This window comes from Acinetobacter sp. YH16056_T, from assembly GCF_024605895.1.
GTDB lineage: Bacteria > Pseudomonadota > Gammaproteobacteria > Pseudomonadales > Moraxellaceae > Acinetobacter > Acinetobacter amyesii.
This window is the reverse complement of sequence record NZ_CP094545.1, coordinates 2917171-2931526: the sequence shown is the minus strand read 5'-3', so window position 1 is coordinate 2931526 and position 14356 is coordinate 2917171. Positions and strand designations below refer to the sequence as shown.

Here is a 14356-nt window from a genome sequence, read left to right as displayed (position 1 = left end):
CTTATCAAAAAATCCCGCTATTTCTAACAGGATTTTACCTAGATTTCAAACGGCATAAAAAAACCCGCTTTAAAGCGAGTTTTTAATTAATGCTTAAACTTAGTGCTGTAACACTGAAATATCAGCCACTTTCGTAAACAAGTCACGAAGCTGTGCAAGCATACGTAAACGGTTCGCTTTTAAGTCAGCATCATCTGCCATCACCATCACACCGTCAAAGAACGCATCGACTGGCGCACGAAGTGCAGCAAGTGCAGACAATGCAGCAGTGTAGTCCTTCGCAGCAAATAATGGCTCAACCACAGGTGTGATTTTCGCAAGTTCAGCGAACAATGCTTTTTCAGCATCTTCAACTAGATTTGCTTCAACGACATTTCCTTCAGGTGCAGCTTCTTTCGCAAGAATGTTTGCAACACGCTTGTTGGCAGCGGCAAGTGCAGCAGCTTCAGGGAGGTCACGGAAATGATTTACCGCATTTACACGTTTATCAAAATCAAGTGGCGATTTTGGAGAAAGTGCTTGAACCGCTTGAATCACATCTACAGCCACGCCTTGGTCTTCGTATTTAGCACGGTAACGACCTTCAAGGAATGCAACAGCATCCGCTAAAGTCTTATCGTGATCTTTCAATACATCGCCATAAGCAGCAAGTGCAAGTTTGATTAGATCTTCAATCGAAACATCTAAATCATTTTCAGTCACAAGACGCAAGATACCAATTGCAGAACGGCGCAGTGCAAACGGATCCTTCGAACCTGTCGGCGCTTGACCAATACCAAAAATACCTGTGAGCGTATCTAAACGGTCTGCAAGCGCGAGCGTTGTACCGGTCTTGGTTTTTGGTAAAACGTCACCAGCAAATTTAGGTAAGTATTGTTCACCTAAAGATTCAGCAACTTCATCATTTTCGCCTTCAATACGTGCGTAGTAAGTACCCGCAATACCTTGAAGCTCTGGGAACTCACCCACTAACTCAGAGGTTAAGTCACATTTAGCAAGAAGCGCAGCTTTTTCAGCATCTGCTGGGTTTGCCCCAGTGATTGCAGAAAGTGCAACAGCCAAAGTCGCTATACGTTCAGACTTGTTCCATAGTGTACCAAGCTCAGCTTGGAATACCATATTTGCAAGTTTCTCTTTACGAGATGCAAGTGGTTGCTTTTGGTCTTGTAAGAAGAAGAATTCAGCATCTGACAAACGCGGACGTACAACTTTTTCATTACCTTCAATAATTTGAGACGGATCTTTCGACTCAATGTTTGACACGGTAATGAAGTAAGGTTGAAGTTTATTGTCGCTATTCACTAAGCAGAAGTACTTTTGGTTGTCCTGCATCGTCGTGATGAGTGCTTCTTGAGGAACAGCAAGGAAACGTTCTTCGAAGCTTGCACGAAGAGCAACAGGCCATTCAACCAAAGCAGTTACTTCGTCACGAAGGTCGCTAGGGACAATCGCAATGGCATTCACTTCATCCGCCAAAGCTTTCACTTGTTGGTCGATGATCGCTTGGCGCTCTTCAAAGTTTGCAATCACTTTTGCAGTACGAAGGGCATCAAGATAAGCATCGGCATTTGCAAGTGTAATTGCTTCAGGAGCATGGAAACGGTGACCATAAGTCACGTTACCTGCTTGGTGATCCTGAATCGTTGCTTCAATCACATCACTGTCTTTCAACAACACAACCCATTTAACAGGACGTACAAATTCAGTACGGCTTGCAGCAGAACGCATGCGCTTTGCAATAGGTAGGTTATCTAAAGCGGCTTGTAAAATTTGTGGAAGTAAAACATCAAGGCTTTGACCTTTTACATCTTTTAAGTAGCACACTTTTTCAACTTTACCTGCTTGGAAAGTTGATACTTGATCAACTGTAATGCCTTGACCGCGCATAAAGCCTTCAAGTGCTTTAGTCGGTTTGCCTTCGGCATCAAACGCTGCTTGCTTCGCAGGGCCATCAAAACGTTTTTGAGTGTCAGCTTGCGCAGCATCGACATTCACAATTTTAAGCGCAAGGCGACGTGGTGCCGCATAAGCTTCGATTGAATCGAATGCTAGACCTGCGTCTTTTAAGCCTTTTACCGTTTCTGCATGAAGCGCATCACGTAATTTTTTTAAGCTTTTTGGTGGAAGTTCTTCGCAGCCTAATTCGAACAATACTGTATGTTTAGACATTATTTGCTCTCCTTAGATTCTACTTTTGCTTCCGCTTCAACTTGAGCTTTGAGTTGAGCAAGGACTTCGTCACGTAAAGCAGGTTCTGCCATCGGGAAGCCAAGCTTCGCACGCGCAGCGACATAGCTTTGTGCAATAGCACGCGCCAATGTACGGACACGTAAAATATAACGTTGACGTTCAGTTACTGAAATTGCGCCACGTGCATCAAGCAAGTTAAAGCTATGCGATGCTTTAATCACTTGCTCGTAAGCAGGAAGTGGAAGTTCCGCTTCCATTAAACGAGTCGCTTCCGCTTCATAGAAGTCGAAGAGTTCAAACATTTTTTCAACGTTGGCATATTCGAAGTTATAGGTTGATTGTTCAACTTCGTTTTGGTGGAACACGTCGCCATAGGTCACTGTACCAAACTGACCTTTAGTCCAAACCAAATCGTAAACAGAGTCTACACCTTGGAGGTACATCGCTAGACGTTCTAGACCGTAAGTGATTTCACCTGTCACAGGGTAGCACTCAACACCACCAACTTGTTGGAAGTAAGTGAACTGAGTTACTTCCATACCGTTTAACCAAACTTCCCAACCTAAGCCCCATGCGCCAAGTGTTGGAGATTCCCAGTTATCTTCCACGAAACGAATGTCGTGAACAAGGGTATCAATACCAATGGCTTTTAATGAATCTAAGTACAACTGTTGGATGTTGTCTGGGTTTGGTTTCAACACGACTTGGAACTGGTAGTAGTGTTGTAGGCGGTTTGGGTTCTCACCATAACGGCCATCTTTCGGACGGCGAGATGGCTGAACATAAGCAGCGTTCCAAGTTTCAGGGCCTAAGGCACGTAGGAAAGTTGCAGTGTGGAATGTACCCGCACCCATTTCCATATCGTAAGGTTGAAGAATTACACAGCCTTGTTCAGCCCAGTAGTTTTGTAAGGCAAGAATTAAGCCTTGGAAGGTATCAATATGCGATATGGCGCGACTCATGGTCATCCACTTAAAATTAGATAAAAATTGTGCTCAATTATAAGGATTTTGGGGGTGTGTGGCAAAGGTTTCGCGTGAACAAGTGGGCTTTTAATGCCAGATAGAATAAAGGCACTGCGGGTTTTAAATGAAGCTGAGTCTTTATTGGTGAAATATGGTGGCAATAAGACAACTTCATCAGTGATACTGTTGTTAACGATGATCATGCTATAAAAATACAATGAAATTTAGGAATAATAAAATTATTCAAAGACTTATGGGTTCGAAGTGGTTGCGTTGGTAAAAAGGAAGACAGCATTCGGGTTGTGACAAAATGTTGTTATTACAAAACCATTTAGGACTTAAATGTGATGCCTATTTTCTTCGTTTTCCTGTGGGTTCAATGATTCCACCACGTCAAGACTCTGTACAATATGGGCAGCATTTTAGGTTGAATATCGTGATTAAAAAATCGAAAGCAGGTGGTGAATTTATATGTGAGCGAAGCATCATTGATTTACCAAGAGTTAAATTATTTAGACCAGATTTGTATCGGCATGAAGTGACTGAGGTGCAAGGCAGCTCATGCTATGTATTAAGTATCGGATGCGTAATCGATTAAATTTGATAGATAAAATCAATATCTTTTAAGAAAATTCAGCCTGTAATTTTCAAAAAAATCCCAAATAACCAACAGGGTAATCGGTCTTTTATAACGTCTTTTGCAACTTAGGTGGCTTGGTACAGCATACGAAAATCGAATAAAAAATATCGCCGCTCAATGAACGTTTGCTATATGACTTTGGCGCGTCTATCGTTTAGAGATATTCTCAAAAAAAGAATCAAAATTCACCACTAAAAATTTAGTCGTAAAATAAAAAATGAGTCGTTTAGACTCATTTTTATCAAGGCTTTATGACTCAGATAAGCTTTTGGTTTTATTAATTACAATTTCAACCCGTCGATTTTTCTGACGACCTTCAGGATTGTCCTCACCATTAGATAGGGTATTCGGTTTAAGCGGCTGACTTTCTCCCATCCCGCTGATTTGATAATTTAAATCAATACCTTGGGCTTTAAAATAATCACGCACCGCTTCAGCCCGTTGTAACGACAGTTTTTGGTTGGCGGCATCTGAACCAATATTATCGGTATGGCCGACAATGGCAATAATGCCTTTACCTTTGCTTTTTAAGGTCTGGGCTGCTTGCTGCAACTCAGGTTCAGCTTCGGGTTTTAAATTGGCTTTGCCAAAATCAAACAGCACATCCGAACTTAAATTCACCTGAATATTAAATTCATTATGATTGGCACTTAAATCTGAACCGACAGCCGATAAATTACTGGCTTCTGCCTGAGGTTGACTTGGTTCAGATGACTTCGGCTGCTGTTCTGGCACAGTCTGAGAGTTGTCTATTTCCGTGACGTTCTGTTCAGTCTGAGTAGGCGGTGGATCAGTTTTGGAATCTACACATCCTGCAATCAATAAGCTCAAACTTGCGCTATACAGTAATGTTCTCATTAGCGTTCAACCGGTATGCCGTCAAAAGAACCTGCATTACCTAAATTGATGCTAATGGTCTTGGTGCTTTCAGGCGGCGCAGGGAATTTAAAGGTGAGTAAAATAGGTTCATAACTGGCTTTTTGGATAGCTTTATTTGTTGCATTTAAAGGTGCTGCCATCCAAATGCCAGCATCATCTTGCAGCAGTCCTACTTTTTTGGCTGTGTCATCATCAATATAATTGGTTTGTTCCAAATTGATGGATGTGCTCATAAATTCAGTGTTTCCATTTGGGGCAGGGTTAGGTTGAGCTATCACTTTTACGGTTAAAATTCTTCCAATCACCTTGACGCTTTGTAAACCTAAAGTGCCTTTACTCATGGGGATTTCAGCTAAAGTGGGTTGAGGCGCTGGTGCTTCAACTTGTGGTGCTGGTTCTCGAATAAGATCATCCCCATTTTTTGCAGTTTCAGCTGGGGCCATTTCTTGAGGTGTATTATCATTGGCTGGCGGATTGGCTTGTTGAGGTTCTTTGGAGCAGGCCGATAAACCCAAGCCAAGCATACAGAGGGCACACATTGCGAAGATATTTTTATTCATTCAGAACATCCTTTTTTCAAATATTTTTATAGGTCTTTTGACTATAGGGAATTTTAAACAGCTAGCCTGTCTAGGTTTTGTTGTAAAACGTTAATGAAATAAGAGAGATGAGCAGGTGATTGACTCGTGAGCATTATTCAGTTCTTTCGGCTTTAATTTGGATTAGATATTGTTCAGTAGAAAATTTTATAAGATAAAGGTATAAAATAAATACATCTTATAAGAGACTTCGTTTTATAATCGCCCATCTGTTCGAATAATCAATCAGGCATATCGTGTTTCACGCAAAATCAGCTTGGCTTAATACACTTAAACCCAACTTTAAAGTTTTACCATTAAAAGATCGCATCCTATGTGGGGTAGGTGCTTTGCTTGGCTTGAGTATATCTTCGCTGATTAGTTGGTTAGCGCTAGGTGACTTAAATGCATGGTATATCGCCCCGATGGGCGCATCGTCTGTGCTGCTCTTTGCTGTACCTGCTAGTCCTTTGGCACAGCCGTGGAATATGGTGGTCGGTAATAGTCTTGCGGCTTTGATTGGCGTGACTTGTGCGATGTATATTCCTAATTTAACCGAAGCTTTTAGTATCGCAGTTGCATTAGCGATTATCTTAATGATGACCACGGACTCATTGCATCCACCGAGTGGGGCAGTAGCGATTACCGCGGTATTGGGCGGCGAGGCTGTCCATGATTTAGGCTACGCCTTTCTTTTTTATCCAGTCCTTTTAAATTCGGTCCTCTTGATGGTGGTTGCTATTATTTATAACCGATTACTAGGTAAGCAGTATCCACAAAAATCACAAGTTAATACACGGACGACAGATCCAACACCGACACAAAAAGTGTCGATTCAACCTGCGGATATTCAGCAAGTCTTAGAACAGCAAAGTCAGTTACTCGATATCAGTGAATACGACCTACAAAAAATCATTTTAGAAGCACAGCAGTTAGCTAGTCGTCGTGGTCTAAGCCAGTTTCATTGTCGTGATCTCATGAGCCAGCAAGTGATTAGCTTGCGTGCAGAAGATGATATTCAGTCAGCGTTGGAAAAGTTTAAACAAGTCAATTTGATGAGTTTGCCTGTGGTGAGTGATTTGGATCGCTTGGTGGGAAATTTGGCTTTATATGATGTAGTGGAATGGTTTAAGCGTGCCGCAGACCCCAAAGCCAGTTGGGAAAATCACGTTTATCAAATTATGAATCCCAAAGTGGTGACCGTGCAGCCGGATCAGCCGATTGAAGACTTGGTGCCATATTTTGTGGAAAGATCTTTTAATTATATTCCAGTCGTTGAGCAAAAACGGTTGGTGGGAATGATTAGCCGTGCCGATATGATTGCCGCGTTATATCAACAGTTAAATCAGCAAACAAAATCTTAAGCCTTAAACTTTAGTTAAATTCATCAGACTTAAATATGGCTTTGCCAATATGTAGACAAAAAAAAGCTACGGAATCTTGGGGGAGAAACCGTAGCGACCAAACTGGGTCAAGGGATTTTAACGTCTGTCATCATTCACAGTACGAATCGGGTCTGAATAGCCATTGGTACGGAAAAAGTTATCTTGTGCTTTAGGCATGACTAACCATAAAACCAAGTACACCAAAATACCGGGAAAGGCTGCGCTTAAGCATGATACAAAGATAAAAATAATACGCAGTAAATTTGCGTTCCAACCAAAACGTTCAGCAATACCCCCCATCACACCAGCAATCATGTTAGAGTGGTTTGAGCGATATAAACCAACATTGGCCATTCAGGTCTCCTTAAAAAAATAGAATAAATTTGAATATTTCCAAATTCATATTATAGAAATGGTGACAAGCTTTACGATTTAAAGGGTGCAGAAAAAAAATTAAGTAAAGTTATGTAATTTGAAGAATTGGTTTGATTAGTTTGCCTTTAAAATAGCTTGAGTACTAATTAAATATCAACGATAACAATGAGATATGATTAACATATATTGCAAATATATGTATACAGCGTTGATTTTTTGATTACAATATTAAGTCAGCAAGAACTGAAAAAACCAATGAATGATTGGTCTTGGCACATTATATGAAAACATCGGCTTCACCTTTTTTGATGAAATTTGCATATCTTTCAGTGTTTGCAGGAGTGTTCAGCCTCTCTTTTATTGGTTGTAGTCCAACGCATCAACCCGCAGCGGATAAGGGTGAAAGTTCAGCATCAACTGTCGCATCGGAAGTTCAAGCGAAGCAAGATCATGGAAAAAAATTAACCCAAGTGGCAGGGCAGGCGACATTACCGAATGACGATGAAATAAAGTCAGCTCCTGTTCCTGAGCATGCCAAAATTTTTATTGGACGTTTTCATGCCAAAGTAAAATGCGATGACAGTTTTATTCCATGCCCAGAAGGCGATGCGGAGTTCATTCTTAACTTATTACCAGATGGCACGGTACACCGCAGTATTATTCAAATTGGTAAAGTGTTTGCTGAAAAAACCAATACGCCAGGCATTAATGTGAAATACCGTAAGGATACGTGGAGTGTCAATGAAGCACATACCGAGCTGGTGGTTCATCGAAAAGAAGGCGTGAATTTTTATTATCACGTGATTAATGAAAATAAAATCATTATGGATTTGGACAAAATTCGTCAAGGTGAAGTCGACCGAAATCAGGAATTATTTTCTAAAGGTTATCCTCAGCCTCAACATGCCTATACCTTGGTGAAAGACCCAAATTAAATGCTGCGGATAAAATAAATAAAATTATAAATTGAGTTTGAGCGTCGGCGTGAAATTCGTAGTTCTTGGTGGATCGAATGCTATTGGCTTATAAAAAATTGAATTATTAATACGACATAGTAAAGACTAAATAGAATTGGTGGGTTGTGTGGGGTTCGAACCCACGACCAATAGATTAAGAGTCTACTGCTCTACCAACTGAGCTAACAACCCTGAGAAAATTTTAAAATAACATTTTAAAATTTTAGCAAGATAAACGAAGCGCGTAATTTTGAGTACTAGGGAATATTTGTTATCTAAAATTTTTCAGGTCAAATACTTCATCTAGCAAGACAAGAATGATACTTCGCAACATCGCTATAGCAAAATTTCGAGAATGGCGAATCAAAACCAATAATGGTGATGGTTTGTCTTGGTCGGAACCTGCAGGTTTCTTTTTCTTCAACTGCCGAAAGAAAGAAGCCCTAAGAAAGAATGGTGGGTCGTCCGCGACTCGAACGCGGGACCAATAGATTAAAAGTCTACTGCTCTACCAACTGAGCTAACGACCCTTAGGGGGTATGCACAAGATTGTAATCTAAAACTGGCATTTTAGAAAGATGGTGGGTCGTCCGCGACTCGAACGCGGGACCAATAGATTAAAAGTCTACTGCTCTACCAACTGAGCTAACGACCCATCTTGTGGTATCGAAGGAAATGGTGGGTCGTCCGCGACTCGAACGCGGGACCAATAGATTAAAAGTCTACTGCTCTACCAACTGAGCTAACGACCCATTTCGCTTGATGGTGCGTATTGTAGCAAGATCTGCTTCAAGCGCAAGTAAAAAATCATAAACTTGCTTGTGTTTGATTATAAATACAACAATGTGGCTCATTTTGACGGGTGATTGTCGTCAAAATGAGCAAGTTTGATTTAGAAACGGTATTGATAGGCCTGAATATTATTATAAATTTCAGGGGTCAAGTCACAATAAGCACTCGCGTTCGGCAGTAAAACCAAGATTCGCTCATCCGTTTGCTGAGGATCAAAGGCTTGTTCTTTCAGCTTATTTTTTTGGTATTTAAACGTACCTGTGGTTTCGACTTTTTTCTGTACACGTAAAAATACCGGTACAGCATACGCTGGTAAGCATTTTTTAAATTGTAGAACCATTTCACTACAATCTTGTTCGTTGAGTTCGGCACCATCGGTGAGCGTGATGGCAGCCATACCTGCACGGCCATTGGTGTCTGGAATTTCTACGCCATAAACCACAGCTTCAGCAATTTTATCGTACTCACTCACCATGTTTTCAACTTCAGTGGTTGAGACGTTTTCACCTTTCCAGCGGAAGGTATCGCCTAGACGGTCGACAAATTGTGCATGTCGGAAGCCAATGTCACGGACCAAGTCGCCAGTGTTGAAGTATGAATCACCATGCTTGAACACATCTTTCATAATGACGGATTTGTTTTTTTCCGTGTCGGTATAGCCATCGAAAGGTGAGCGACGGGTAATTTTACCGATGAGTAAGCCGACTTCGCCTTTTTTCACTTTAATGCAGCGACCTTTAGCATCATGTACAGCTTCATTTTTTTCTTTATCAAACTGAATAATCGCATAAGGCGTTGGTGAAAAACCAACGGTATTGTCGAAGTTAAATACATTACTAAAGCCAACGTTGCCTTCACTTGAAGCATAGAGTTCAAGGACTTCTTCGACCCCAAAGCGTTCTTTAAACTTATCCCAAATATTTGGTCGCATGCCGTTACCAATCATTTTTTTCACACGATGGCCTTTTTCAAGGTCTGAATGTGGAGCATCCATCAAATAACGGCAAAGCTCGCCCACATAGCCAATGGCTGACGCATCAAATTTTTGTACATCTTTCCAAAACGATGAAGTTGAGAACTTGCGACGCAGGGCAAGGGTGGCGCTACCTGCAATCACCCCACACCAACAAACTACAGTGCCTGTAGCGTGATAGAGCGGCAAAGTTACGTACATCACATCATCTTTATTCAGATTAAGGACGTGACCATATGTTCCATAAGCCAAAGTCCAACGGCTGTTGGTGAAAATCACCGCTTTAGGTAAGCCTGTTGTCCCAGAAGTGTAGATATAAAATAGGCCGTCTTTGCCTTTTACACTTGCAGTGGTGGGTGTGTTGAATTTTGGAAATTTATCAATCGCTTCTGCAAGGTTTAAGAAGCCTTTAGGTGCTTGACCGGCATCAACACGATTGGCTTGATCTGCAAACCAATGTAAACGATCTGTAGCCACACTGAGATCATTACGAATATCTTCTACGGCTTGACGGCATTCTTCGCCCACAATTACCGCAATTGGGTTCACTAAGTTGATGCTGTGTGTCAGGACTTTGCCAACTTGTGAGGTGTTGACCAAGGCACTGGTGACGCCAATTTTGGCTAAAGCCACGATAGTTGCCACGAGTTCAGATCGGTTTTCGATCATCACCGCAATCACATCACCTTTTTTTGCGCCGAGTGCTAGGTAATAGTGACCAATTTGATTGGCCCATTCATTGAGTTCGTTATAGGTGTATTTTTGCTCTTCAAAATATAGCGCATAGCCTTTGGGATTACGCTTTACGGCTTTTTCAAATGCAATCCCTAAGCCTGCGGAAGTATTTGGGGTACGTAAATAGGCTTGCTTTAGACCACTCAACAGGTTGGGTACTTTGCTAATGAACGCGGGAATTTTTGCTGCAACATCAGCAATCCCAATAAGGTCGTGTTGTGTAGTTTGGCTCATGTGAATCCTATTTATTTTTCGTAATCCGATACGGTCTATTTCTTTGCAATGAAATTTGCAGCAAATTCTACAATTGTCTTTTAATCGTTTCGATCTAGTGCAATCAACCTAATTTGACAAAAGTATCAAAAAAAAACCAGTCACCGAAATGACTGGATTTTTTTATTCACCTGCAAAATAGCAAATTACTGCTCAGTTGCGGTGTTTACTTTTTTCGGTGGACGACCGCGAGGACGACGAGGGCGTGCAGGTTTTTCACCTTCAGTGGCCGAGTTCTCGTCTACAGGAACCTCAACTTTCTTTTCCGCTTCAACGGCTTGAGCTTTTTCTTCTACTGGTTTAGCAGGAGCTTTAGACACTTCTTCCGTCTTTTCAGGCTGCGCACTCACATCCAGTTCAGCTTGAACGGGTGTCGGTACTTCAGCTTGAACGGGTTCAGGTGCTTCAGTTTGAATTGCAACGTCGGATACATTGGCTTCAACTGTAGCAGCTTTAGCTTCTGCAACTACAGGCGCCTCAATAGCAGTGTCTGCGACAGGCGTAGCTTCCACCTCAGCATGTGCTTTTGCTTGGTCTTGTTTCGCTTGTTCAGCGGCAAGTTTAGCAAGGCGACGACGCTCACGTGGGTCATTAGCAACACGCTTATCTGACACAGGCTTTGGTGGTGTCAAATCCAACATTGGCGCTGGTTCAGCTTCAGGTGCAGCTTTTGCAACTTGAACATCACGAGTGACAGGCTTTTTCTCTACAGCTGTTTCAGCTGCAGGTGCAGTCAAAGTTGCGGCATATTCTTCCGTGAATTTTTGCAATGCACGGTTGAATGTTGGAATTAAGCCAAATTGCTCAATCAGTACTGAGCAGTCTTCGCCGTATACATGCTTAATCAAGCTGCTTATAGTGTATTGACCTAGTGTCGGCACTTGAGATGGCGAAATTTTCGGAGCCTGTGCTTGTTGAGCACGAGCTTCACGCTGTTCACGGCGGCGCTGACGAGGGTCATTGCTTGCACGAGACGGTTTTTGCTGCGCATGCTGTGGTTTATGCGCTGCTTCTTTTGTTTCAGTCGCAGGTTTTTCCACTTTTTCTGCTTCAACGACAGCGGCTTTTGGGACTACTGGGGTTTCTACAGGTTTTTCAACTGCTGGGGCAGTATTTAGCGCTACGATTTCGCTTTGAGCTTGATCAACATTTACTACAAGTGCTGTTGGCATCACGTCTTGACGTGGTGCATTAACAACTTCAACTTTAGGTTGACGTTGATTGCGGTTTTCAGGTTGTTGCTCAGTTGCAACTTCCTGAGCAATCGCTTGCTCGTTCAATACGCTTTGATCGCGGTGGCGATTTGGGCGATTTGGACGTTGTTGGTTGTTGCGGTCACGACGTGGAACAGACTGCGGTTGCTCATTATTTTGAACATCTTGCTGTACTTGTTCGTTGTTGTGTTGACGGCGTGAGTTACGGCGGTTTTCACGTTGGTCTTGACGGTTGTCTTGGCGCGGTTCTTGACGTTCAGAGCGTTGCTCTTGGCGTTCGTTTTGACGTGCTTCGTTATTACGCTGTTCTTGACGGTCTTGACGTGAAGGTTGTAACACTTCTTCATGAACTTGATGCGATTGAGCTTCTTGTTCACGTGGTTCTTTATGCTTAGTACGCTTTTTGTTGTGACGTTTTTCTTCACGGTCAGCTTTTTCTGAATGGCTGTCACGTTCTTGTTTGTGCACAACAGAAGAAGGCGCAAGGTAAGCATTATTGTCTACGACAACAACAGGCACTGCCGATGCAGGGGTAATTTGACCAAACTGGCCACGGCTTGCAGCACCGCTATTTACCATTTGTTCAATTGCAGCAGCGGCATTGTTTGCAGTACGCGACTGGTCAACGGTTGCAGCTTGTTTTTGAACAAATAAGTTTTCTAACCATGCACATGGACTAGATGATGCTGCAGAAGCGGCAACTTGTGCAGGTGCTTGTTGAGCAGCAACGGGTTGTTGCTTATTCTTTTTGTGGCCTTTTTCTTGTTGTTGTACAGGTGCTTGTTGCTGAGCAGCAGCGGCCTGTTCTTCACCTAAATGCCATTCAGATGCTTCGTAACCCAATTCTTTTTCGCTAGAACGTGTCGCTTCAGTGCGTTCATAGCTTGTAGGTGCAAAACCTTCAGGGTTATACGAAATTTCGTAATGTGGTGTTTCTAGGTGAGGGTGTGGAAGTACAGTCACACGAACATTTGAAGTTTGTTCAAGATATACAAGGCTGTGACGCTTTTCATTCAATAAGAATGCAGCAATTTCAACAGGCACTTCAACTTGAACTTCACCATGACGTTCGCGTAGCGCAATTTCTTCCACTTTACGCATAATTGAAAGTGATAAAGAACGTAGGTCACGTACCATACCTGTGCCATGACAGCGTGGGCACACATAACCAGTGGCTTCTTCAAGCGATGGACGTAAGCGTTGACGGCTCATTTCCATCAAACCAAAGCGTGACAGTTGACCGAATTGGATACGTGCACGGTCACTTTGTGTTGCTTCACGAAGTTTAGCTTCAACCATACGTTGGTTACGGTCTTTGGTCATGTCGATGAAGTCGATCACAACCAAACCACCGATATCACGTAAACGTAATTGGCGAGCGATTTCTTCAGCAGCTTCAAGGTTGGTATTGAGCGCTGTATCTTCTACGTCGCTACCACGTGTTGATTTTGCAGAGTTAATATCAATTGAAACCAATGCTTCAGTTTGGTCAATCACAATTGAACCACCAGAAGGAAGTTTTACTTCACGTTCATAGGCAGTTTGGATTTGACTTTCGATACCAAAATGAGCGAATAACGGTTCATTTAAAGTATAGGTTTTTAATTTGTCGATTTGACGTGGCATCACTGCTTTAACAAAGTTATACGCTTCGTTATACGCTTGCTCAGAGTCAATCAGAATTTCAGCAACATCATCACGTAAATAGTCACGAATTGCACGTGTAACCACACCGGCTTCTTGGTGAACCAACATTGGTGATGGACCTGAACTTGATGTGCTTTGGATTTGTGCCCAAAGGTCAAGCAAGTGTTGCAGGTCAAGTTGGAGTTCTTCTTGAGAACGACCAATACCTGCAGTACGTACAATCACGCTCATGCCACGAGGGACATTTAAAGACGCCAACATTTCTTTCAATTCTTCACGAACTGAACCTGAAATTTGACGGCTAATACCGCCACCTTTCGGGTTGTTTGGCATTAAGACCAAATAACGACCAGCAAGTGAGATAAATGTGGAAAGGGCAGCACCTTTATTACCACGTTCTTCTTTTTCCACTTGAACTAAAAGCTCAGTGCCTTCAGTGATCAATTCGCGGATGTTTGAAGTTTGGCGAGGATCGGCTTTGTAATAAGAGTTAGCAATTTCGCGCATCGACAAGAAGCCTTGACGACCTGCACCGTATTCAACAAATACAGCTTCTAAAGACGGCTCTACGCGAGTCACATGACCTTTATAGATATTCGATTTTTTTTGTTCACGGGTACGATTCTCTAAGTCAAAATCGTAAAGACGCTGACCAGTGACAAGTGCAACGCGAATTTCTTCGGCATGTGTTGCATTAATCAACATACGTTTCATGGGTGTAACACCTAATAGTGATACACAGAAGAACATCGCC

10 protein-coding genes and 4 tRNA genes are annotated in these 14356 nt (G+C 42.3%); 3 read left to right on the top strand and 11 right to left on the bottom strand.

The window, feature by feature from the left end; translation table 11 throughout:
* Positions 1 to 99 precede the first annotated feature (99 nt).
* Complete coding sequence (glyS, locus tag MST17_RS14255; RefSeq protein ID WP_180026631.1) at positions 100 to 2169, bottom strand: glycine--tRNA ligase subunit beta; 2070 nt, start codon at positions 2167 to 2169, stop codon at positions 100 to 102.
* Complete coding sequence (gene glyQ / locus MST17_RS14250; RefSeq protein WP_067666981.1) at positions 2169 to 3152, bottom strand: glycine--tRNA ligase subunit alpha; 984 nt, start codon at positions 3150 to 3152, stop codon at positions 2169 to 2171. Before glyQ ends, glyS begins: the two co-directional genes overlap by 1 nt.
* 313 nt (positions 3153 to 3465) lie before the next feature.
* On the opposite strand from glyQ, the gene MST17_RS14245 reads away from it, so the two are divergent.
* Positions 3466 to 3753, top strand: coding sequence for a 2OG-Fe(II) oxygenase (locus MST17_RS14245; RefSeq protein ID WP_257223011.1), 288 nt, complete (start codon positions 3466 to 3468; stop codon positions 3751 to 3753).
* A gap of 291 nt (positions 3754 to 4044) precedes the next feature.
* Here MST17_RS14245 and MST17_RS14240 read toward each other — a convergent pair whose 3' ends face one another.
* A complete protein-coding gene (locus MST17_RS14240; protein ID WP_180002927.1) occupies positions 4045 to 4653 on the bottom strand; it encodes an OmpA family protein in 609 nt (202 codons plus the stop codon).
* Positions 4653 to 5234: a hypothetical protein gene (locus tag MST17_RS14235; protein ID WP_180002928.1), complete on the bottom strand. Its 582-nt coding sequence runs from the start codon at positions 5232 to 5234 to the stop codon at positions 4653 to 4655. Before MST17_RS14235 ends, MST17_RS14240 begins: the two co-directional genes overlap by 1 nt.
* A 275-nt stretch (positions 5235 to 5509) precedes the next feature.
* Between MST17_RS14235 and MST17_RS14230 the strand changes: the two genes are divergently transcribed.
* The gene (locus MST17_RS14230) at positions 5510 to 6616 is read left to right on the top strand and encodes an HPP family protein (protein ID WP_168377935.1); all 1107 of its coding nucleotides are present in this window, start codon (positions 5510 to 5512) and stop codon (positions 6614 to 6616) included.
* Positions 6617 to 6733: 117 nt separating this feature from the next.
* Here MST17_RS14230 and MST17_RS14225 read toward each other — a convergent pair whose 3' ends face one another.
* Entirely contained in the window at positions 6734 to 6991 is a 258-nt protein-coding gene (locus MST17_RS14225; protein ID WP_180002930.1) for a PspC domain-containing protein, read from the bottom strand.
* Between the two features lie 302 nt (positions 6992 to 7293).
* On the opposite strand from MST17_RS14225, the gene MST17_RS14220 reads away from it, so the two are divergent.
* Complete coding sequence (locus MST17_RS14220) at positions 7294 to 7947, top strand: hypothetical protein (RefSeq protein ID WP_180007128.1); 654 nt, start codon at positions 7294 to 7296, stop codon at positions 7945 to 7947.
* A gap of 137 nt (positions 7948 to 8084) precedes the next feature.
* Here the strand turns inward: MST17_RS14220 and MST17_RS14215 are convergent.
* The 6 genes from MST17_RS14215 to MST17_RS14190 form a co-directional block, all read right to left on the bottom strand.
* Positions 8085 to 8160, bottom strand: a tRNA-Lys gene (locus MST17_RS14215).
* Between the two features lie 262 nt (positions 8161 to 8422).
* Positions 8423 to 8498, bottom strand: a tRNA-Lys gene (locus MST17_RS14210).
* Positions 8499 to 8547: 49 nt separating this feature from the next.
* Positions 8548 to 8623: transfer RNA gene (locus MST17_RS14205), tRNA-Lys, on the bottom strand.
* 21 nt (positions 8624 to 8644) lie between these two features.
* Positions 8645 to 8720 (bottom strand) — tRNA-Lys (locus MST17_RS14200).
* A gap of 140 nt (positions 8721 to 8860) precedes the next feature.
* The gene (locus tag MST17_RS14195; protein WP_180026630.1) at positions 8861 to 10702 is read right to left on the bottom strand and encodes a long-chain-acyl-CoA synthetase; all 1842 of its coding nucleotides are present in this window, start codon (positions 10700 to 10702) and stop codon (positions 8861 to 8863) included.
* 185 nt (positions 10703 to 10887) lie between these two features.
* A complete protein-coding gene (locus MST17_RS14190; protein ID WP_180026629.1) occupies positions 10888 to 14316 on the bottom strand; it encodes an Rne/Rng family ribonuclease in 3429 nt (1142 codons plus the stop codon).
* Between the last annotated feature and the right edge of the window lie 40 nt (positions 14317 to 14356).